Origin of the sequence: Isoptericola sp. F-RaC21, assembly GCF_038593535.1 — a bacterium.
Lineage (GTDB): Bacteria > Actinomycetota > Actinomycetes > Actinomycetales > Cellulomonadaceae > Isoptericola.
Map to the genome: position 1 here is coordinate 279,711 of NZ_JBCFYX010000003.1, position 19,138 is coordinate 298,848.

Here is a 19,138-nt window from a genome sequence, read left to right on the forward strand (position 1 = left end):
GCGACCGACCTTCCTCAGACCTCGGGTTCGGACCTTCCGGTGCACGACCTCCCCTCCGCCGTCGAGCCCGGGCTGGACGGCGCATGGGTGGCCCGCGTCGTCGAGACGGCGCTGGACGAGGACCTCGGCGCCGCGCCGGGCCGCGACGTCACGACGCAGGCCACGGTGCCGGCGTCGGCCACGGGCACCGCGGACCTCGTGGCCCGGTCCGCGGGGACGGTCGCCGGGCTGGTCGTGGTGGCGGAGGTGCTGCGCCAGGTGGCGGCGCGCCTCGGGCTGCCCGCCCCGAGCGTGACGTTCCACGCGCAGGACGGCGACGCGGTCGCCGCGGGGCAGGTGCTGGCGTCCCTCGCCGGGTCGGTGCAGGTGCTGCTCGTCGCGGAGCGCACGCTGCTCAACCTGGCGTCCCGGGCGTCGGGCGTCGCGACGGCGACGGCGGCCTGGTCGCGCGAGCTCGCGGGCACGGGCGCCCAGGTGCTCGACACCCGCAAGACGACGCCGGGCCTGCGCGCCCTGGAGAAGTACGCCGTCCGCGCGGGCGGCGGCACCAACAAGCGCATGGGCTTGCACGACGTCGCGATGGTGAAGGACAACCACGTCGTGGCCGCGGGATCGGTGCGCGGCGCGATCGACGCGGTCCGCCGCACCTTCCCCGACGTGCTGGTGCAGGTCGAGGCCGACACCACCGACCAGGCGATGGAGGCGCTCGACGCCGGCGCGGACTTCCTGCTGCTCGACAACATGCCCACGCCCGTCCTCGCCGCGACCGTCGCCGCGGTGCGCGGGCGGCAGGGCCGGGACGGCGTGCCCGCGCACGTCGAGCTGGAGGCGACCGGCAACCTCACCCTCGACCGGGCGCGCGAGGTCGCGGGCACGGGCGTCGACTACCTGTCGGTCGGCGCGCTGACGCACTCGGCGCCGATCCTCGACCTCGCGCTCGACCTGCGCGCGTGACCCCCGCGGCATCCCGACCGGTCCGACGCCGTCCGACCCCGGCGCGCGGGTGTGAGGTGCGTCGCCCGTAGAATCGACGGGTGACCACCCCGCAGAACCCCGCCTCCGCCGTGCCCGCCGTCGACCCCGCCCAGGCTGCGGACGACCTCCCGGAGCAGATGCGCGTGCGCCGGGAGAAGCGCGACCGGCTCCTGGAGCAGGGCGTGGAGCCCTACCCCGTGAGCCTGCCGGTCACGCACTCGATCGCCGAGGTGCGGGCCGGGTACGAGCACCTCGAGGCGGGCCAGGAGACGGACGACGTCGTCGGCGTCGCCGGCCGCGTGGTCTTCCTGCGCAACACGGGCAAGCTGTGCTTCGTCACGCTGCAGGACGGCGAGGGGCGGCGCCTGCAGGCGATGCTCAGCCTCAAGGAGGTCGGCGAGGAGCGGCTGGCCGCCTTCAAGACCGACGTCGACCTGGGCGACCACCTCTTCGTGCACGGCCGGGTGGGCGCGTCCCGCCGCGGCGAGCTGAGCGTGTTCGCCGACTCGTGGCAGCTCGCGGCCAAGGCGCTGCGCCCGCTGCCGGTGCTGCACAAGGACCTGTCGGAGGAGGCGCGCGTCCGCCAGCGGTACGTCGACCTCATCGCGCGTCCCGCGGCCCGGGAGATGGTGCGCACGCGCGCCGGCGTCACCCGTTCGCTGCGCGACAACTTCCACCGCCGTGGGTTCCTCGAGATCGAGACGCCGATGCTGCAGACGATCGCGTCCGGCGCGTCGGCGCGGCCTTTCGAGACGCACATGAACGCCTACGACATCGACCTGTTCCTGCGTATCGCCCCCGAGCTCTTCCTCAAGCGCGCCGTCGTGGGCGGCGTGGAGAAGGTCTTCGAGATCAATCGCAACTTCCGCAACGAGGGCGCGGACTCCACGCACTCGCCCGAGTTCGCGATGCTCGAGTCGTACGAGGCGTACGGCGACTACAACACGATCGGCGCCCTCACCCAGGACCTGGTGCAGCAAGCGGCTCTCGACGTTCTCGGCACCACCGTCGTGACGCTTCCGGACGGCGAGGAGTACGACCTCGGCGGCGAATGGGCGCAGATCACGATGTACGGGTCGCTCTCCGAGGCGATCGGCGAGGAGATCACCCCCGATTCGACCGTGGAGCACCTTTCCGCGCTCGCCGAGAAGGCCGAGATCTCGATCGACCCGAAGAAGCTGAACCACGGCAAGCTCGTCGAGGAGCTGTGGGAGCACCACGTGGGCGACGGCCTGTACGCGCCGACGTTCGTGCGCGACTTCCCCGTCGAGACGTCGCCGCTGGTGCGGGCTCACCGCACGGTGCCCGGCGTCGTCGAGAAGTGGGACCTCTACGTGCGCGGCTTCGAGCTGGCCACGGGCTACTCCGAGCTCGTCGACCCGGTCGTGCAGCGCCAGCGCTTCGAGGCGCAGGCCCTCCTGGCCGCCGCGGGCGACGACGAGGCGATGGCGCTCGACGAGGACTTCCTCACCGCGATGGAGCACGCCATGCCGCCGTCGGGCGGCATGGGCATGGGCCTCGACCGGCTCCTCATGGCGCTCACGGGTCTCGGGATCCGCGAGACCATCCTTTTCCCGCTCGTCAAGCCGACGGCCTGAACGAAAGTCATCCCATGGACACTTTTCTCGCGATCATGAGCGGGCTCGCCCCGTCGGTCGGCGTGGGCCTGCTGTTCTGGCTCGCGATGCGCAAGATCCTGCACGCGGACCGGAACGAGCGGCTCGCGCTCGAGAGGATGGACACCGAAGAGGCGGCGGCCGCTGCCGCCGCCGAAACGGAATCTCGCTGATCTATTTCTCGCGGATTCGGAATCGCGCGGGAATCGGATTGACAATCTTGTCCGGTCGGAGGCATTCTCGGCGATGACCGAGTTTTCGTGACCGGAAGGTATTCACGTGGTTCAGAAGCAGCAGATCGTCCTGATCGACGACATCGACGGGGGCGACGCCGACGAGACCGTCACCTTCGCCCTCGACGGTGTCTCGTACGAGATCGACCTGACGTCCAAGCACGCGGCCGAGCTCCGGGACGCGTTCGCCACCTGGATCGGTCACGGTCGCAAGACCACGACCCGGCTCGGCGGCACGCGCAGCGCCGCCCGCCGCACCGGCACCGACCGGGCGCAGCTCGCCAAGATCCGCGAGTGGGCCCGCGAGAACGGCCACAAGGTGAGCGACCGCGGCCGCATCCCCAGCTCGGTCCTCACCGCCTACGAGGACGCGCACTGACACATCCGTCGGTCGAGCCTGTCGAAACCACGGCATCGCTGGTCGAGCTTGTCGAAACCCGTCACAGGGTTTCGACGAGCTCGACCAACGGTGCGGGTTCGACAGGCTCTTGCCATGTCTGGGGCGGTCATAGGCTGAGACCATGACGGAACGGGACGCGCGGGCACAGCTCTGGGTCGGCACCTACCCGCAGCCGGGCACCGCCCCGGGCAGCGGGGAGAGCATCTGGCGGGTCGCGCTGGGCCCCGACGGCGCGGTGGAGTCGGCGACGCCGGCGGCGGCCGCCACGTCGCCCTCGTTCCTGGCGCTGCACCCGTCGGGGCGCACGCTGTACGCGGTGGGGGAGACGCCCGCGGGCACGCTCACGGCGTTCCGCCTCGAGGACGACGAGGGGTCCGACGACGGCGTGCACCTCGCCCCGGCGGGCTCGCTCGCGTCCGGGGGCGACGACCCGTGCCACGTGCTCGCCCTGGGCGACGCCGTGTGGGTCGCGAACTACGGCGACGGCGTCGCCGCCTCCGTCGACGTCGACCCGGCGACGGGCGACCTGGCCGCCGAGGGCGTCGTCGCGCACCCCGGCGTGGGCAGCGGCCCGGTCGTCGAGCGCCAGGCCGGCCCCCACGCGCACTTCGTGGCCGCGGCCGGCGACGACGTGCTGGTGTGCGACCTGGGCGCCGACGTCGTGCGGCGCTACCCGGCCGCCGGCGCGGACGCGGGCGCCCCGGCGGACGTCGCCGCCGTCCTGCCCCCCGGCACCGGGCCGCGGCACCTGGTCGCGCTGCCGGACGGGTCGCTCGTGGTGGTCGGCGAGCTCGACGCCCGCGCGCACGTGCTGGTGCGCGACGGGGACGGCTGGACGCCCGCGGCGGCGGTCCCGATCTCCCCGGCGGCCGAGGCCGGCCGGGACTACCCCGCGCACGTCACGCTCAGCGCCGACGGCGCGCGGCTGCACGTCGGGCTGCGCGGCGTGGACGTGCTCGCGGTGCTGCGCGTGACGCTGGTCGACGGCGGCGCGCCCGTCCTCGAGCACCTCGCGGACGTCCCGCTGGGCGCGGGCACGTGGCCGCGCCACCACGCCGTCCTGTCGGCGTCGGACGACGAGGGTGACCAGGCGGAGACCGTCGTCGTGGCGCTGCAGGACAGCAGCGAGCTCGCGACCGTGCGCCTCGACCCCGCGACGGGCACGGGCGAGGTGGTGGCGCGCCACGCGCTGCCGACGCCTCCCGCGTGCGTGCTGGAGTCCTGATGGACACCCCCGGCGAGGGCACGCGCCCCGGGCCCCGGGTGGCGATGCTGTCGGTGCACACGTCGCCCCTCGACCAGCCCGGCACCGGTGACGCGGGCGGGATGAACGTCTACGTCATGGAGCTCGCCCGCGCGCTGGCCCGCCGGGGGGCGGAGGTCGAGATCTTCACGCGCGCGACGACGTCCGCGCAGCCGCGCTGCGTCGACGTGGAGCCCGGCATCCGGGTGGTGCACGTCGCCGCCGGCCCGTACGAGGGGCTGGACAAGAACGACCTGCCCGGCCAGCTCTGCGCGTTCACGGCGGGCGTGCTGCGGGCCGAGGCGCACCGCCCGCCGCACTGGTACGACGTCGTGCACAGCCACTACTGGCTGTCGGGGCAGGTGGGCTGGCTGGCCGCCGAGCGGTGGGACGTCCCGCTCGTGCACACCATGCACACGATGGCGCGCGTGAAGAACGCGGCGCTCGCACCCGGGGACACCCCCGAGCCGGTGGGGCGCGTCGTGGGCGAGGAGCAGGTGGTCGAGGCCGCCGACGGCCTCGTCGCCTCCACCCGCGAGGAGGCGCGCGACCTCGAGCAGGAGTACCGCGCCGACCCCGACCGGGTGCACGTCGTGTCGCCGGGCGTGGACCTCGACGTCTTCCGCCCGCTGGAGCCCGGCCCCGGGCAGGACGCCTGCGACGTGCGACGCGCCCTGCGCGAGCGCCTCGGCCTGCCGGTCGACCGCAAGATCGTGCTGTTCGCCGGGCGGGTGCAGCTCCTCAAGGGCCCGGACGTGCTGGTGCGCGCGCTGGGCGTCATGGCCGACCACGCCAGCTCCGACGACGCCACGGAGGCCGACGCGTGGTGCGACGGCGGCGGGTCGCGCGTGCCGACGCTGGTCGTGCTGGGCGGGGCCAGCGGCCGCGCGACGGCGGTGCGCGAGCTCGAGGCGCTGGCCCACCAGGTGGGCGTCACCGACCACCTCGACGTGCGGCCGCCGGTGCCGCGCGAGGAGCTGGTCGACTACCTGCGCGCGGCGGACGTCGTCGCGGTGCCGTCGCACAACGAGTCGTTCGGCCTGGTCGCCGCGGAGGCGCAGGCCGCGGGCACACCCGTGGTCGCCGCCGCGGTGGGCGGGCTGCAGACGGTCGTGGTGGACGGGTCGTCCGGCGTCCTCGTGCCCGACCACAGCCCGTGGACCTGGGCGCGCGAGCTCGGCGACCTGCTCGCCGACGACGAGCGGCGCGCCCGCCTCGCCGCCGGCGCCCGCCGCGCCAGCGAGCGGTTCAGCTGGGACCGCGCCGCCGCGGCCATGCTCGACGTCTACGCTCAGGCGGCGAAGGTGCACCGCTCCCGCTCGCCGAGGTAGTCAAGCACCGTGCCGAGGTAGTCCGAGCTCCCGCGAGGTAGTCCGGGGATCCGGCGAGGTAGTTCGAGCTTCGGCGAGGTAGTTCGGGAATGGATCGCCCGGGCGAGGGATTTCACCAGACATGTCGATCACCGGAGAGTACGCACCCAGCCCGTCCGCCCAGGCCGCCCGGCAGGTCGAGCAGTACGAGAGCTCGGGCGGGACCAAGGGCACGACGCTGCGCGGGATGCCGGTCGTGATCCTCACGACCGTCGGCGCCAAGACAGGCAAGCTCCGCAAGACGCCGCTGATGCGGGTCGAGCACGACGGCGACTACGCGGTCGTCGCCTCGCTGGGCGGCGCGCCGAAGCACCCGGTCTGGTACTACAACGTCGTCGCGAACCCGCGCGTGGCGCTGCAGGACGGCCCGGAGAAGCACGAGTACGTGGCGCGCGAGGTCACGGGCGACGAGAAGGCGCTGTGGTGGGAGCGGTCCGTCGCCGCCTACCCCGACTACGCCGACTACCAGACCCGGACGGACCGCGAGATCCCCGTCTTCGTGCTGGAGCGCGCGGACGCGTGACGCCGTGGGGTCGGTGATCCGGACGCCCGCGGTCCGGGATCCGGCCCGCGGTGCAGCGGGCGCGGGGGAGAAGGCAGGATGGTCCCCATGACCTACACCCTCGTGCTGCTCCGCCACGGCGAGAGCGAGTGGAACGCGAAGAACCTCTTCACCGGCTGGGTCGACGTGCCCCTGTCGGAGAAGGGCACCGCGGAGGCGAAGCGCGGCGGCGAGCTGCTCAAGGAGTCGGGCGTCGCCCCCGACGTCGTGCACACGTCGCTGCTGCGCCGCGCCATCAACACGGCGAACCTGGCGCTCGACGCCGCCGACCGCCACTGGATCCCGGTGAAGCGCAACTGGCGCCTCAACGAGCGCCACTACGGCGACCTGCAGGGCAAGGACAAGAAGCAGGTGCGCGACCAGTACGGCGAGGAGCAGTTCATGCTCTGGCGCCGCTCCTACGACGTGCCGCCGCCCGAGATCGAGCTGGGCTCGGAGTTCTCGCAGGACGCCGACGTGCGCTACGCCGGCGAGCCCATCCCGCGCGCGGAGGCGCTCAAGCAGGTGCTCGCCCGGGCCCTGCCGTACTGGGACGGCGAGATCGTGCCGGACCTCCAGGCGGGCAAGACGGTCCTCGTCGCCGCGCACGGCAACTCGCTGCGCGCCATCGTCAAGCACCTCGACGGCGTCGACGACCAGACCATCGCCGGGCTCAACATCCCCACCGGCATCCCGCTGGTGTACGAGCTGGACGAGGAGACGCTGAAGCCCACCAACCCGGGCGGCACGTACCTCGACCCCGAGGCCGCGAAGGACGCCATCGCGGCGGTCGCGAACCAGGGCAAGTGACGCCCGCCCGCTGACGACGACGAACCCCCGGTCCCGACAAGAGGCCGGGGGTTCGTCGTCCCCGCTGGCAGCATGGCCGGGTGATCACCGGCATCGACCTCGCCCGCGCCTACCACGACGACGTCGTCCGCCCCCTGCTGGCGGCGTGGCGGCCCGGCCTCCGGTATGCCGCGGCGCGCCTGGGCAGCGGCTCCGACGTGCTGGGTCTCGACGACGAGACGTCGCGCGACCACGACTGGGGGCTGCGGCTCACGTTGCTGGTCGACGAGGCGGACGTCGAGGCCGTCGACGCGCACCTGGAGGCCGCGCTGCCGGCCGAGCACGCGGGGCTGCCCGTGCGGTTCGCCACCACGTGGGACCCGGTGGTGCGGCACCGCGTGGAGGTCGCGACGCCGCGCGGCCTCGCCCGCTCGCGGCTCGGCCTCGACCCGATTTCCGACCTCGACGCCGCGGGCTGGCTGTCGCTCACCGGGCAGAGCGTGCTGGAGGTGACCGCCGGCGCCGTCTTCCACGACGGCCCCGGAGAGCTCACCGCGCTGCGGCAGCGGCTGGCCTGGTACCCGGACGACCTCTGGCTGCACGTGCTCGCTGCCGAGTGGGCGCGCGTCGGGCAGGAGCTGCCGTTCGTGGGCCGCACGGGCGCGCGCGGCGACGACCTCGGGTCGCGCGTGCTCGCCGGGCGCCTGGCCGGCTCGCTGATGCGGCTCGGCCTGCTGCTCGAGCGACGCTGGCCGCCCTACCCCAAGTGGCTCGGCACGGCGTTCGCCGGCACGCCCGCGTCGACGACGGCGGGACCGCACCTCGACCGGGCGCTCGCGGCGCCGTCGTGGCAGGAGCGCGACGCCGCCCTCGGCGACGCGTGCGACGCCCTGCACGAGCGGCAGCGCGAGGCCGGGCTGCCGGCCCTGGACGGTCTCGCGACGGAGCCGTTCTTCGCCCGCCCGTCCCGCGGGCTGCGCGGCGTCCCCGAGCTGCTGCGGGACGCCGCCGGGCCGGACGTGCGCGGCCTGCCCGCCGCCGTCGAGCAGTGGGTGGACGCCGTCGACGTCCTCATGGACGGGCCGCGGCGGGTCGCCCTCACGCGCGCTGGCGGCTGAGCGCCGCCGGTCGAGCCTGTCGAGACCCGGCTCGTGGTCTCGACGGGCTCGACCGACGAGCCGTCAGGCGTCGGCGCGCGCGTGCTCGTCGTCGAAGTTGCCGGTGACGAGGAACGTGATCCGGCGGGCGACGGAGACGCCGTGGTCGCCGAACCGCTCGTAGTAGCGGCCGAGCAGCGTGACGTCGACGGTCTCCTGCGTGCTGCCGGGCCACTCGGGGTCGAGGGTGGCGGCGAAGGTGTCCTGGTGCAGGGCGTCGAGCAGGTCGTCGTCCTGCTGCACCTCGGCGGCGAGCGCGACGTCGCGCGTGGCGAGCAGCGCCGTCGTGCGCTGGGCGACGTGCACCGCCGCGCCGTGCATCTTGACGAACGTCTCGCGCGCCGGCGCCGGCACCGCCTGGGCCGGGTAGCGGCCGCGGGCGATCTCGGCGACGTGCCGGGCGAGGTCGCCCATGCGCTCGAGCGAGGCGCTGATGCGCAGCGCCGAGATGACGACCCGCAGGTCGGTGGCGACGGGCTGCTGCTGCGCCAGCAGGTGCACGCAGCGCTCGTCGAGCTCGCTCTCGAGCCGGTCGATCGCGTGGTCGGAGGCGATGACCTCCTGCGCGAGCTGGTGGTCGGCCGCCAGCAGGGCGTCGCCCGCGCGCCGGATGGCCGACTCGACGAGCCGGCTCATCTCGATGAGGTCGTCGCCGACCTGGCGCAGCTCGGCCTCGAAGATCTCTCGCATCGCAGTCCTCTCGGGGTGAAGTGTCTGCGGCCAGCCTGACACGACCCGTGGACGCGCCGGGGGCGCCCAGGTGAACTCCCGGCGGGCCGAAGGTGAACAGTGGACGACGGCTCGCTGAGCAGTTCCGCTCCGCGACGGATTCCCGCGGCCGCGCCACCTAGGCTGCTGCCGTGGACGGAATCATCTCGGGAGTGACCGCGGTCGTCGCGGGCATCTTCGGCGTCGTGGTGGGCGTGGTCGCGACCCTCGCCTTCCGCTTCTCCGAGCGTGTCCAGCGCCGGGCGCCCGAGGCGGCCCCCGCCGAGCTGGACGAGGGGCTCGTCCGCGTGCTCGCGGTGCTGCGGTCGGCCGCGGTCGTCCTGGACGAGGACGACGACGTCGTGCGCGCGTCCCCGCCGGCGTACGCGCTGGGGGTGGTGCGCAACGACGCGCTGCAGCACCCGGCGATCGTCGACCTGGTGCGGCTGGTGCGTCGCGACGGCGTGATCCGGGAGAAGGAGCTGGAGCTGCCGCGCGGCCCCATCGGGTCGGGCACGGTGCTGCTGCAGGTCCGGGTGGCGCCCGTCGGCCCGGACAAGCTGCTCGTCCTCGCCGAGGACCGCACGGAGGCCCGCCGCGTGGAGGCGATCCGCCGCGACTTCGTCGTCAACGTCTCGCACGAGCTGAAGACGCCGGTCGGCGCGCTCGCCCTGCTGGCCGAGACGGTGCAGGACGCCGCCGACGACCCGGTCGCCGTGCGCCGCTTCACCGAGCGGATGCAGGCGGAGGCGCAGCGCCTGTCCGCCCTGGTGCACGAGATCATCGAGCTCTCCCGCCTGCAGGTCGCGGGCGCCCTGCAGGAGGTCACGACCATCCCGGTGCGCGACGTCGTCGCCGAGGCCGTGGACCGGGCCCGCACCACCGCGCAGGCGAAGAACATCGCGATCACGGTGGGCGGGTCGGCCGACGTCCTCGTGTACGGCGACCACAACCTGCTGGTCACCGCGGTGCGCAACCTGCTCGACAACGCCGTCGCCTACTCGCCGGAGAACACCCGCGTCGGGGTGGGCGTGCGCGTGCGCCGCGGGCTGGTGGAGATCGACGTCGTCGACCAGGGCGTGGGCATCGCCGCGGACGAGCAGGACCGCGTCTTCGAGCGCTTCTACCGGGTGGACCCCGCGCGCTCGCGCGACACGGGCGGCACCGGGCTCGGCCTGAGCATCGTCAAGCACGTCGCGGCCGACCACGGCGGCGACGTGCAGATCTGGTCGGAGCCCGGCAAGGGGTCCACGTTCACCCTGCGCATCCCCGCCGCCGACGTCCCCCAGGAGCTCCCGCAGGACGACCCGCGGCCGGGCCCGGGCGACCGGGACCGGGCCGACGAGCACGCCCCCGAACTGACCCAGCACACCCATGGCACGACGGACGAGGAGGTAGGTGCGTGACGCGCATCCTGGTGGTCGAGGACGAGGAGTCCTACCGGGACCCCCTGACATATCAGCTCACCCGCGAGGGTTTCGAGGTCGTGGAGGCCTCGAACGGGGTCGACGCGCTGGCCGCCTACGACGACGGCGGCGCGGACCTGGTGCTGCTCGACCTCATGCTGCCCGGCCTGTCCGGCACGGAGGTGTGCCGGGAGCTGCGGCAGCGCGGCGACGTGCCCGTCATCATGCTCACGGCCAAGGACTCGGAGATCGACAAGGTCGTGGGCCTGGAGCTCGGCGCCGACGACTACGTCACCAAGCCGTACTCCTTCCGCGAGCTGCTGGCGCGCATGCGCGCGGTGATGCGCCGGCGCGGGCCGGCGGCGCCGGAGGCGGCGTCGAACGGGCACGACGACGACGGCGAGCCGGTGCTCGAGGTCGGCCCGGTGCGCATGGACGTGGAGCGGCACACGGTGACGGTGGGCGGCGACGCGGTGTCCCTCCCGCTCAAGGAGTTCGACCTGCTGGAGCTGCTGCTGCGCAACGCCGGCCGCGTGCTCACCCGCGGGCAGCTCATCGACCGGGTGTGGGGCGCGGACTACGTCGGCGACACCAAGACGCTCGACGTCCACGTGAAGCGCATCCGGTCCAAGATCGAGACGGACCCAGGCTCCCCGCAGCTCCTGCTCACCGTCCGGGGGCTGGGCTACAAGCTCGCCGACGAGCCCGCCTAGATCGCCGAGGTAGTTCGAGATTCGCCGAGGTAGTTCGAGGGGGCGGACCGCAGAATTGCGGGCCGCCCCCTCGAACTACCTCGGCGAATCTCGAACTACCTCGGCGGGTGGTGTCCAGCCGCCCTGCACTGTTCACCCCTCGTTCACCTGCTCCTGGGTCCCGAGCCACCTTGCGTGCCTAGCGTTCCCGACGAACGCCGGTACTTCGCCGGCGCCACCCGTGTGAACAGGATGGAACGAGACGTGAAGCTCAGCCGATTCTCCCGTGCTGGATCCGCCGTGGCGGTCGGCGCGCTGGCCCTGACCCTCGCCGCGTGCGGCTCGGACCCGGCCGCGCCGGGCGCGGCGTCCACCGGCGGCTCGCAGGAGGGCGGCTCGTCCCTCTCGGGCGAGCTCAGCGGCGGCGGTGCCTCCTCGCAGGAGTCCGCCCAGGAGGCGTGGCGGGCCGGCTTCCAGACGGCCAACCCCGACGTCACCGTCAACTACGACCCGGTCGGCTCCGGCGGCGGCCGCACCGGCTTCACGGACGGCTCCTACGCCTTCGCCGGCTCCGACGCCGCCCTCGACGAGGACGAGATGAAGGCTGCCGAGGCCCAGTGCGGCGACGGCGGCGTCATCGAGTTCCCGGGCTACGTCAGCCCGATCGCCGTGGCCTTCAACCTCGAGGGCGTCGAGTCGCTGAACCTCAAGCCCGAGGTCATCGCGAACATCTTCTCCGGCAAGATCAAGACCTGGGACGACGACGCGATCGCCGCCGACAACCCCGACGCCGAGCTGCCCGCCACCGCGATCACCGTGGTGCACCGCTCGGACGACTCGGGCACCACCGAGAACTTCCAGGCCTACCTGCACGAGGCCGCCCCGGACGCCTGGGACCACGAGCCCGAGGGCGTCTGGCCCATCGAGGGCCAGGAGTCGGCGCAGGGCACCTCCGGCGTGGTCTCGGCCGCGCAGTCCGGCGAGGGCACCATCACCTACGCCGACGCCTCCCAGATCTCCGACCTGGGCACCGTGGCGGTCGGCGTGGGCGACGAGTTCGTCCCGTACAGCGCCGAGGCGGCCGCCGAGGTCGTCGCCCAGTCGCCGCGGGCCGAGGGCACCGCCGACGGCGTGTACTCGATCGAGCTCAAGCGCGACGTCGCCGGTACCTACCCGGTGGTCCTGGTCTCCTACCTCCTGGCCTGCGGCACCTACGCCGACCAGGCCCAGGCGGACCTGGTCAAGGGCTACATGTCCTACCTCGTGAGCGAGGACGGCCAGCAGGTGGCCGCCGACGCCGCGGGCTCCGCCCCGCTGTCGGCCGACATCCGCGACGCGGTGCTGCCGTCGATCGAGGCGATCACGGCCGGCTGACCCCGCCCGATGGTTGAGCCTGTCGAGACCCGGTGACCGGTGTCGACAGGCTCAACCAGCGGTTTCGACAGGCTCAACCAGCGTCACAACGAGGAGTACGAGTGACCACCACCGTCAGCCCGCCCCCGCAGCGGGTGCCGGGCAGGCCGCGCCGCCGCCGTCGGACCACCGACCGCGGCTTCAACCGCGCCTTCCGCTGGATCGCCGTCGGCGCCGGCGTCCTGATCCTGGCGGTGCTGGCCGCCGTCGCGGTGTTCCTGCTGCAGCAGGCCTGGCCGGCCCTGACGGCCGGCTCGGACGAGCTGGCCGCGTCCGTGCCGCGCTACCCCGAGGACACGTCGCTGCTCGAGTACGTCGGGCCGCTGGTGTTCGGCACGCTGCTCGCGGCGGCCCTGGCCCTCGCGATCGCGACGCCGGTCGCGATGGGGATCGCGCTGTTCATCTCGCACTACGCGCCGCCGCGGCTGTCCCAGGTGCTCGGCTACCTGGTGGACCTGCTGGCGGCCGTCCCGTCCGTCATCTACGGCCTGTGGGGCATCTACGTGCTCGGGCCGGCAGCGCTGCCGGTCTGGGAGTGGCTGAGCTCCTGGTTCGGGTGGTTCCCGCTCTTCGCCGGGCCGGTCTCGCCCACGTCCCGCGTGCTCGCGACGGTCTCCGTGGTCCTCGCGGTGATGATCCTGCCGATCATCACCGCCGTCGCCCGCGAGGTCTTCCTGCAGACGCCGAAGCTCCACGAGGAGGCGGCACTGGCGCTCGGCGCCACCCGCTGGGAGATGGTCCGCACCGCCGTCCTGCCGTTCGGCCGGTCCGGCGTGATCTCCGCGGCGATGCTCGGCCTGGGCCGCGCGCTCGGCGAGACGATGGCCGTGCTGATGATCCTGTCGCCCGGGTTCCTCTACTCGTTCAAGATCCTGGACAGCGCCCAGCAGCAGACGATCGCCGCGTACATCGCGCTCGACTTCCCGGAGGCGAGCGGCCTCGCGGTGAACACGCTGATCGCGACCGGCCTCGTCCTGTTCGTCATCACCCTGGCCGTGAACATGGCCGCGCGCGCGATCGTGGCGCGCCGCAAGGAATTCTCGGGGGCCAACTGATGAGCACCACCACCCTCTCGGACCCCGCCGGCCCCACGGAGGACGCCACCGCCCGCACGCGCGCCGCGCTGACGGGCGCTGACGGCGCCCGCCGCCGCAAGGACCGCACGATGACGGTGCTGGTCTGGGCCGCGTTCGTCGTGGCCATGGCGCCGCTCGTCTCCCTGATCTGGACGGTGCTGAGCAACGGCGCCGGCCGCATCAGCATGGACTTCCTGACGCTGTCGATGCGCAACATCTTCGGCGGCGACCCCAGCGGTGGCATCTACCACGCCATCGCCGGCACGCTGATCATCACAGCCCTGGCCACGGTGATCTCGGTGCCGATCGGCCTGCTCACCGCGATCTACCTCGTGGAGTACGGCAAGGGCGCGCTCGCCCGCTCGGTCACGTTCTTCGTCGACGTCATGACGGGCATCCCGTCGATCGTGGCCGGCCTGTTCGCGGTCTCGCTGTTCACGCTGGTCCTCGGCCCGGGCGTGCGGATGGGCGTCATCGGCGCCGTCGCGCTCTCGGTGCTGATGATCCCGGTCGTGGTTCGCTCCTGCGAGGAGATGCTCAAGCTGGTGCCGCACGAGCTGCGCGAGGCGTCGTACGCGCTGGGCGTGCCCAAGTGGCTGACGATCGTCAAGGTCGTGCTGCGCACCTCCGTGGCGGGGCTCACCACGGGCATCCTGCTGGCCGTCGCCCGCGTCATCGGCGAGACGGCGCCGCTGCTCGTCACCGTGGGCGTCACCGACTCGATCAACTTCGACCCCTTCGAGGGCCGGATGATGACGCTGCCGGTCTTCGCCTACCGCCAGTACAGCCAGGGCCTGGCGACCTGCCCGGGCGGCGAGTCGGCCTCCTGCGTGGCCGACATCGCGATCCAGAACGCGTGGGGCGCGGCGCTCGTGCTCATCGTCCTGGTGCTCGCCCTCAACCTCATCGGCCGGCTGGTGAACCGCTGGTTCTCCCCGAAGCTGCGCTGACCGCAGCCGCCCGCCAGCCCCCCGCGCAGCACAGAGAAAGAGACGAGACGATGGCACAGCGCATCGACGTGAAGGACCTCAACATCTACTACGGCGACTTCCTCGCCGTGCAGGACGTGTCGATGACGATCGACCCGAAGTCGGTGACCGCGTTCATCGGCCCGTCCGGGTGCGGCAAGTCGACCTTCCTGCGCACGCTCAACCGGATGCACGAGGTGATCCCCGGCGCCCGCGTGGAGGGCACCGTGGCGATGGAGGGCGTCGACCTGTACGGCGACGACATCGACCCGGTCGCCGTCCGGCGCAACGTGGGGATGGTCTTCCAGCGGCCCAACCCGTTCCCCACGATGTCGATCCGCGACAACGTGCTCGCGGGCGTGAAGCTCAACAACCGCCGGATCAGCAAGTCCGCCGCCGAGGAGCTCGTCGAGGCCTCGCTGCGCGGGGCGAACCTGTGGAACGAGGTCAAGGACCGCCTCGACCGGCCCGGCTCCGGCCTGTCCGGCGGGCAGCAGCAGCGCCTGTGCATCGCACGGGCCATCGCGGTGAAGCCGCAGGTGCTGCTCATGGACGAGCCGTGCTCCGCGCTCGACCCGATCTCGACCCTCGCGATCGAGGACCTCATCGGCGAGCTGAAGCAGGACTACACGATCGTCATCGTGACCCACAACATGCAGCAGGCGGCGCGAGTCAGCGACCGCACGGCGTTCTTCAACATCGCCGGCACGGGCAAGCCGGGCCGGCTGATCGAGATGAACGAGACTTCGACGATCTTCTCCACGCCCGCCGAGCAGGCCACCGAGGACTACGTGTCCGGCCGCTTCGGGTGAGTCGCCCCGCTCAATGCGCCGCCCCGGCGAGGTCCGCCGGGAACGTCACGCCGGTGAGCGAGGTGGAGACGTCCCACAGGCGTCGGGCGACGGCGGCGTCCCGGGCCCGTGCGGACCGCCCGACGAGGGTCGGCGCGCCGCGGCCCTCGAGGAACCCGCTCGGCCCGGCGTAGCTGTCGCCCGGGACGTCGCCGACGGCCGCGTACAGGGTGGGCAGGGCGCCGTCCTCCGCGGGCTGGGCGAAGGGGACGGACACGCGGTGCATGAGGTGCCCCGCGCCGCGGCGCTCGCTCAGCAGGTGGGTCGCAGCCATGCCGGGATGGGCGGCGACGGCGATCACGGGTGAGCCCGCCGCCGCGAGGCGGCGCTGGAGCTCCGCCGTGAACAGCAGGTTGGCGAGCTTCGACTGCCCGTACGCCGCCATCGGGCGGTAGCGGCGGCGCTCCCAGTTCAGGTCGTCGACGTCGATCGCGCCGAACCGGTGCGCGCTCGAGGAGACGGTGACGACGCGGCCGCGGACGCGGGGCAGCAGCAGGTTGGTGAGCGCGAAGTGGCCCAGGTGGTTCGTGCCGAGCTGCAGCTCGAAGCCGTCCGCGGTGCGGGTGAGCGGCGGCACCATCACGCCGGCGTTGTTGACGAGCAGGTCGACCGGCTCGGCGAGGTCCGCGGCGAACGCGCGGACGGAGGCGAGGTCCGCGAGGTCGAGGCGGCGGACGACGACGTCGCCGGGCATCGCGGCGGCCGCGGCGCGGCCCTTGTCGACGTCGCGGACGGCGAGCACCACGCGCGCGCCGCGGGTGGCGAGGGCCTGGGCGGTGACCCGGCCGATGCCGCTGGTCGCGCCGGTGACGACGGCCGTCCGGCCGGTCTGGTCGGGGATCTGGGCGAGCGAGAAAGTGGTCATGGACTACAAAGTAGCCACTGTCTACCAAGTGGTCAACGGCTACATCGTCGGGCTAGGCTCGCGGGGTGCCAGAGTCCGTCGCCGAGCGCCCCTACCACCACGGCAGCCTGCGGGCGGCGCTGCTGGACGCCGCCGAGCGGCGGCTGCGGGAGGTCGGCCCCGATCGCCTCTCCCTGCGCGACCTGGCGCGGGAGGTCGGCGTCAGCCACGGGGCGCCCCGGCGGCACTTCGTGGACCGGCAGGCCCTGCTCGACGCCCTCGCGGAGTCCGGCTTCGCCCGCCTCGACCGGGAGCTGCGCGCCGCCCTTGACGGGGTCGCCGACGAGTTCGAACCGCGGCTGCACGCCGCCGCGAACGCGTACGCGCGGTTCGCCACCGAGAGCGCCTCGCTGCTCGAGGTGATGTACGCCGGCAAGCACCGCCCCGGCGCGGACCGGATCCTCGCGGCGGCGGCCGAGCCGTTCGGCCTGCTGCAGGAGCTGGTCGTCCAGGGGCGGGACGAGGGTCTCCTGGTCACGGACGACCTCGACCGGACCGCGCTCGTACTGCTCGCGACCCTGCAGGGCATCGCCTCGTTCATCAACGGCGGCGTCGTCGAGGCGGAACGCCGGGACGGGCTCGTCGAGGCCGCGGTCGACCAGTTCCTGCGCGGCGCGGGCCCGCGCTGACGGCGCCCACGGGCGCGGACGACGAAGGGGCGGGCTGCAGCAGCTGCTGCAGCCCGCCCCTTCGTCGTGCCGGTCAGGCGCCCGTGGTGCTCGGCACCCAGGCCTGGTACTCGGGCAGCGTGCCGTCCATGACGGGCAGGAAGAAGTCCTCCTCCGCGCCGGCGCCGGAGAGCGTGGCGTCGAGGTCGCCGCCCGGGTGGGTGGTCACCGAGCCGATCTGCGCGTCGACGGCCTGGTCGCCCTCCTGGTCGGCGCTCAGGTAGACGGTCTGGCCGGCGGGCACGGTGAGCGAGATCGGCTCGGCGCCGTCGGCGGTGAGCACGAAGTCGACGTCCTCGGCCGAGCGGTTCGCGAGCGCGCCGAGCACCGCGCCGGGCTCGCCCTCGCCCTCGGAGACGACCATGAGGTTGATGCCGCGCACCTGGTCGGTGAGGTTCACCCGCGCGCCGTCGGACGGGGCGTAGGGCTTGGTGGTGATCGTGGGGGAGCAGGCGGCCAGCAGCAGGGCGCCCGCCATGACGCTGGCGGCGGCGACGAGGCGTGCGGGGCGGGCGGAGCGGGACACGAGCTCTCCTTCGAAGGCGTCGGCTCGCGGGCGCGGGAGGCCGCGCGGGCGCGGGACATCAGGATCCACCCGCGGCGAGCGCGGGAGGAGCGGGCCTGCAGAGGGCCCGCCGACATCCTAACGATGCCCGACGTGTGCTGGCGTCGTGAGCGCGCTTCCAGGCCTCTGACCTGCGGAAACGGGTGCGTCACACGGGCGCGGAGGAGGCGAGGGCCCCCAGGGCGTCGGTGTCCCCGTGATAAGATCGTCGACTGGGAAAGGGGACATCTGCAGATGACGTTCACAGTAGGCGAGACGGTTGTCTACCCGCATCACGGCGCCGCGCTGATCGAGGAGATCAAGACGCGCAAGATCCGTGGCGAGGAGAAGATGTACCTCAAGCTCAAGGTTGCCCAGGGCGACCTGACGATCGAGGTCCCGGCGGAGAACGTCGACCTCGTCGGCGTGCGCGACGTGGTGGACCAGCAGGGGCTGGACCGCGTCTTCGAGGTGCTGCGCGCGCCCTATACGGAGGAACCGACCAACTGGTCGCGCCGGTACAAGGCGAACCTCGAGAAGCTCGCGTCCGGCGACGTGATCAAGGTCGGCGAGGTCGTGCGCGACCTGTCGCGCCGTGACGCGGACCGTGGCCTCTCGGCCGGCGAGAAGCGCATGCTCGCCAAGGCTCGCCAGATCCTCGAGTCGGAGGTCGCGCTCGCCGAGGGCGTCGACGAGGAGAAGGCCGGCGCCATCATCGACGAGGTCCTCGCGTCCTGAGGCACCCTGTCACCAGCGCTGCACGACGGCGACCCGCGGCCCAGGCCGCGGGTCGCCGTCGTCGTTCCGGTACCGTGACGCCGTGACGACGCTCGCGATCCTCACCGCCGCGGGGTCGGGCACCCGCCTCGGTCGGGACCTCCCGAAGGCCCTGGTCGCCCTGGCGGGCTTCCCCCTGGTGGTCCACGCCGCCCGCCGCCTCGCCGCCTCGGGCGTCGTCGACACGCTGGTCGTCACGTGCCCCGCCGGGCTCGACGCGGCGGTGCGCGACGTCGTCGCGCAGGACCCGCACGTGGACGTGCCGGTCCGCGTCGTCGTGGGCGGCGCCACCCGGCAGGCGTCCGTCGCCGCGGGGCTCGCGCTCGCCGGTCCGGACGACGACGTGGTGCTCGTGCACGACGCCGCGCGCCCGCTCGCGCCGCCGCGCCTCGTGCGCCGCGTCGTCGACGCCGTCCGGGCGGGCCACGGCGCCGTCGTCCCCGGGCTGCCCGTCACGGACACGGTGAAGCGGGTCGCGCCGCCCTTGGCGGTCGAGCCTGTCGAGACCTCGCACCGCGTGTCGACAGGCCCCACCGTCGAGCGCGTCGTCGAGACCCCGGACCGTGCGCTGCTGCGCGCCGTGCAGACGCCGCAGGGCTTCGACCGCGCGCTCCTGGAGCGCGCGCACGCCCAGGGCGCGGCCCGTGCGGCGGCCGAGGGGCTGGCGGCGACGGACGACGCCGGGCTCGTCGAGGCGCTCGGCGAGACCGCCTGGGTCGTGACGGGCGAGGAGGCGGCCATGAAGATCACCACGGAGCGCGACCTGCAGGTGGCCTCGCTGCTGCTGGAGGAGGAGTCGTGACCGCG

Annotated in this window: 21 protein-coding genes; 18 read left to right on the top strand and 3 right to left on the bottom strand. The window is 73.4% G+C overall.

The window, feature by feature from the left end; translation table 11 throughout:
• Positions 1 to 39 precede the first annotated feature (39 nt).
• From nadC to AAG589_RS11890, 9 genes are all read left to right on the top strand, one after another.
• Positions 40 to 954, top strand: coding sequence for a carboxylating nicotinate-nucleotide diphosphorylase (nadC, locus tag AAG589_RS11850; RefSeq protein ID WP_430567455.1), 915 nt, complete (start codon positions 40 to 42; stop codon positions 952 to 954).
• 80 nt (positions 955 to 1,034) lie between these two features.
• Positions 1,035 to 2,573: a lysine--tRNA ligase gene (gene lysS, locus AAG589_RS11855; protein ID WP_446719731.1), complete on the top strand. Its 1,539-nt coding sequence runs from the start codon at positions 1,035 to 1,037 to the stop codon at positions 2,571 to 2,573.
• Positions 2,574 to 2,587: 14 nt separating this feature from the next.
• Positions 2,588 to 2,764 (top strand): hypothetical protein, encoded by a 177-nt coding sequence (locus AAG589_RS11860; RefSeq protein ID WP_430567456.1) that lies wholly within the window; start codon positions 2,588 to 2,590, stop codon positions 2,762 to 2,764.
• Positions 2,765 to 2,870: 106 nt separating this feature from the next.
• Positions 2,871 to 3,203 (top strand): histone-like nucleoid-structuring protein Lsr2, encoded by a 333-nt coding sequence (locus tag AAG589_RS11865; protein WP_430567457.1) that lies wholly within the window; start codon positions 2,871 to 2,873, stop codon positions 3,201 to 3,203.
• Between the two features lie 142 nt (positions 3,204 to 3,345).
• Positions 3,346 to 4,449, top strand: coding sequence for a lactonase family protein (locus AAG589_RS11870; protein ID WP_430567458.1), 1,104 nt, complete (start codon positions 3,346 to 3,348; stop codon positions 4,447 to 4,449).
• On the top strand, positions 4,449 to 5,798 hold the full coding sequence (gene mshA / locus AAG589_RS11875; protein ID WP_430567459.1) for a D-inositol-3-phosphate glycosyltransferase: 1,350 nt from the start codon (positions 4,449 to 4,451) through the stop codon (positions 5,796 to 5,798). The genes AAG589_RS11870 and mshA overlap by 1 nt, the downstream gene beginning before the upstream one ends.
• 121 nt (positions 5,799 to 5,919) lie before the next feature.
• Positions 5,920 to 6,360, top strand: coding sequence for a nitroreductase family deazaflavin-dependent oxidoreductase (locus AAG589_RS11880; RefSeq protein ID WP_430567460.1), 441 nt, complete (start codon positions 5,920 to 5,922; stop codon positions 6,358 to 6,360).
• Between the two features lie 87 nt (positions 6,361 to 6,447).
• Complete coding sequence (locus tag AAG589_RS11885) at positions 6,448 to 7,188, top strand: phosphoglyceromutase (protein ID WP_430567461.1); 741 nt, start codon at positions 6,448 to 6,450, stop codon at positions 7,186 to 7,188.
• Positions 7,189 to 7,268: 80 nt separating this feature from the next.
• Positions 7,269 to 8,285, top strand: coding sequence for a DUF4037 domain-containing protein (locus AAG589_RS11890; protein ID WP_430567462.1), 1,017 nt, complete (start codon positions 7,269 to 7,271; stop codon positions 8,283 to 8,285).
• Between the two features lie 63 nt (positions 8,286 to 8,348).
• On the opposite strand, the gene phoU is transcribed toward AAG589_RS11890, so the two are convergent.
• Positions 8,349 to 9,014, bottom strand: coding sequence for a phosphate signaling complex protein PhoU (gene phoU / locus AAG589_RS11895; RefSeq protein WP_430567463.1), 666 nt, complete (start codon positions 9,012 to 9,014; stop codon positions 8,349 to 8,351).
• A gap of 170 nt (positions 9,015 to 9,184) precedes the next feature.
• On the opposite strand from phoU, the gene AAG589_RS11900 reads away from it, so the two are divergent.
• The 6 genes from AAG589_RS11900 (at position 9,185) to pstB (ending at position 15,399) form a co-directional block, all read left to right on the top strand.
• A complete protein-coding gene (locus AAG589_RS11900; protein ID WP_430567464.1) occupies positions 9,185 to 10,438 on the top strand; it encodes a sensor histidine kinase in 1,254 nt (417 codons plus the stop codon).
• A complete protein-coding gene (locus AAG589_RS11905; protein WP_430567465.1) occupies positions 10,435 to 11,151 on the top strand; it encodes a response regulator transcription factor in 717 nt (238 codons plus the stop codon). Before AAG589_RS11900 ends, AAG589_RS11905 begins: the two co-directional genes overlap by 4 nt.
• 243 nt (positions 11,152 to 11,394) lie before the next feature.
• Positions 11,395 to 12,504: a phosphate ABC transporter substrate-binding protein PstS gene (locus AAG589_RS11910; RefSeq protein WP_430567466.1), complete on the top strand. Its 1,110-nt coding sequence runs from the start codon at positions 11,395 to 11,397 to the stop codon at positions 12,502 to 12,504.
• A gap of 101 nt (positions 12,505 to 12,605) precedes the next feature.
• Positions 12,606 to 13,598, top strand: coding sequence for a phosphate ABC transporter permease subunit PstC (pstC, locus tag AAG589_RS11915; RefSeq protein WP_430567467.1), 993 nt, complete (start codon positions 12,606 to 12,608; stop codon positions 13,596 to 13,598).
• Positions 13,598 to 14,569 carry a phosphate ABC transporter permease PstA gene (gene pstA, locus AAG589_RS11920; protein WP_430567468.1) on the top strand — a complete coding sequence of 324 codons (972 nt, stop codon included), beginning with the start codon at positions 13,598 to 13,600 and terminating at the stop codon, positions 14,567 to 14,569. Before pstC ends, pstA begins: the two co-directional genes overlap by 1 nt.
• Positions 14,570 to 14,619: 50 nt before the next feature.
• A complete protein-coding gene (gene pstB, locus AAG589_RS11925; protein WP_430567469.1) occupies positions 14,620 to 15,399 on the top strand; it encodes a phosphate ABC transporter ATP-binding protein PstB in 780 nt (259 codons plus the stop codon).
• A gap of 10 nt (positions 15,400 to 15,409) precedes the next feature.
• Here the strand turns inward: pstB and AAG589_RS11930 are convergent, their stop codons facing one another.
• Positions 15,410 to 16,303, bottom strand: coding sequence for an oxidoreductase (locus AAG589_RS11930; RefSeq protein WP_430567470.1), 894 nt, complete (start codon positions 16,301 to 16,303; stop codon positions 15,410 to 15,412).
• Between the two features lie 65 nt (positions 16,304 to 16,368).
• Here AAG589_RS11930 and AAG589_RS11935 point away from each other — a divergent pair, with 65 nt between their 5' ends.
• The gene (locus AAG589_RS11935) at positions 16,369 to 16,971 is read left to right on the top strand and encodes a TetR/AcrR family transcriptional regulator (RefSeq protein ID WP_430567471.1); all 603 of its coding nucleotides are present in this window, start codon (positions 16,369 to 16,371) and stop codon (positions 16,969 to 16,971) included.
• A gap of 73 nt (positions 16,972 to 17,044) precedes the next feature.
• Here AAG589_RS11935 and AAG589_RS11940 read toward each other — a convergent pair whose 3' ends face one another.
• Entirely contained in the window at positions 17,045 to 17,536 is a 492-nt protein-coding gene (locus AAG589_RS11940) for a hypothetical protein (protein ID WP_430567472.1), read from the bottom strand.
• Between the two features lie 273 nt (positions 17,537 to 17,809).
• Here AAG589_RS11940 and AAG589_RS11945 point away from each other — a divergent pair, with 273 nt between their 5' ends.
• Together AAG589_RS11945 and ispD are read left to right on the top strand one after the other, a co-directional pair.
• Positions 17,810 to 18,292: a CarD family transcriptional regulator gene (locus AAG589_RS11945; protein WP_079570762.1), complete on the top strand. Its 483-nt coding sequence runs from the start codon at positions 17,810 to 17,812 to the stop codon at positions 18,290 to 18,292.
• An 82-nt stretch (positions 18,293 to 18,374) separates the two neighbouring features.
• Entirely contained in the window at positions 18,375 to 19,133 is a 759-nt protein-coding gene (gene ispD / locus AAG589_RS11950) for a 2-C-methyl-D-erythritol 4-phosphate cytidylyltransferase (RefSeq protein ID WP_430567473.1), read from the top strand.
• Positions 19,134 to 19,138 lie beyond the last annotated feature (5 nt).

Coding starts and splice junctions, on each gene's coding strand:
- AAG589_RS11885 (WP_430567461.1), top strand. CDS start 6,448: ATGACCTACACCCTCGTGCTGCTCCGCCACGGCGAGAGCGAGTGGAAC.
- AAG589_RS11870 (WP_430567458.1), top strand. CDS start 3,346: ATGACGGAACGGGACGCGCGGGCACAGCTCTGGGTCGGCACCTACCCG.
- pstA (WP_430567468.1), top strand. CDS start 13,598: ATGAGCACCACCACCCTCTCGGACCCCGCCGGCCCCACGGAGGACGCC.
- AAG589_RS11880 (WP_430567460.1), top strand. CDS start 5,920: ATGTCGATCACCGGAGAGTACGCACCCAGCCCGTCCGCCCAGGCCGCC.
- mshA (WP_430567459.1), top strand. CDS start 4,449: ATGGACACCCCCGGCGAGGGCACGCGCCCCGGGCCCCGGGTGGCGATG.
- pstB (WP_430567469.1), top strand. CDS start 14,620: ATGGCACAGCGCATCGACGTGAAGGACCTCAACATCTACTACGGCGAC.
- phoU (WP_430567463.1), bottom strand. CDS start 9,014: ATGCGAGAGATCTTCGAGGCCGAGCTGCGCCAGGTCGGCGACGACCTC.
- AAG589_RS11945 (WP_079570762.1), top strand. CDS start 17,810: ATGACGTTCACAGTAGGCGAGACGGTTGTCTACCCGCATCACGGCGCC.
- AAG589_RS11860 (WP_430567456.1), top strand. CDS start 2,588: ATGGACACTTTTCTCGCGATCATGAGCGGGCTCGCCCCGTCGGTCGGC.
- AAG589_RS11930 (WP_430567470.1), bottom strand. CDS start 16,303: ATGACCACTTTCTCGCTCGCCCAGATCCCCGACCAGACCGGCCGGACG.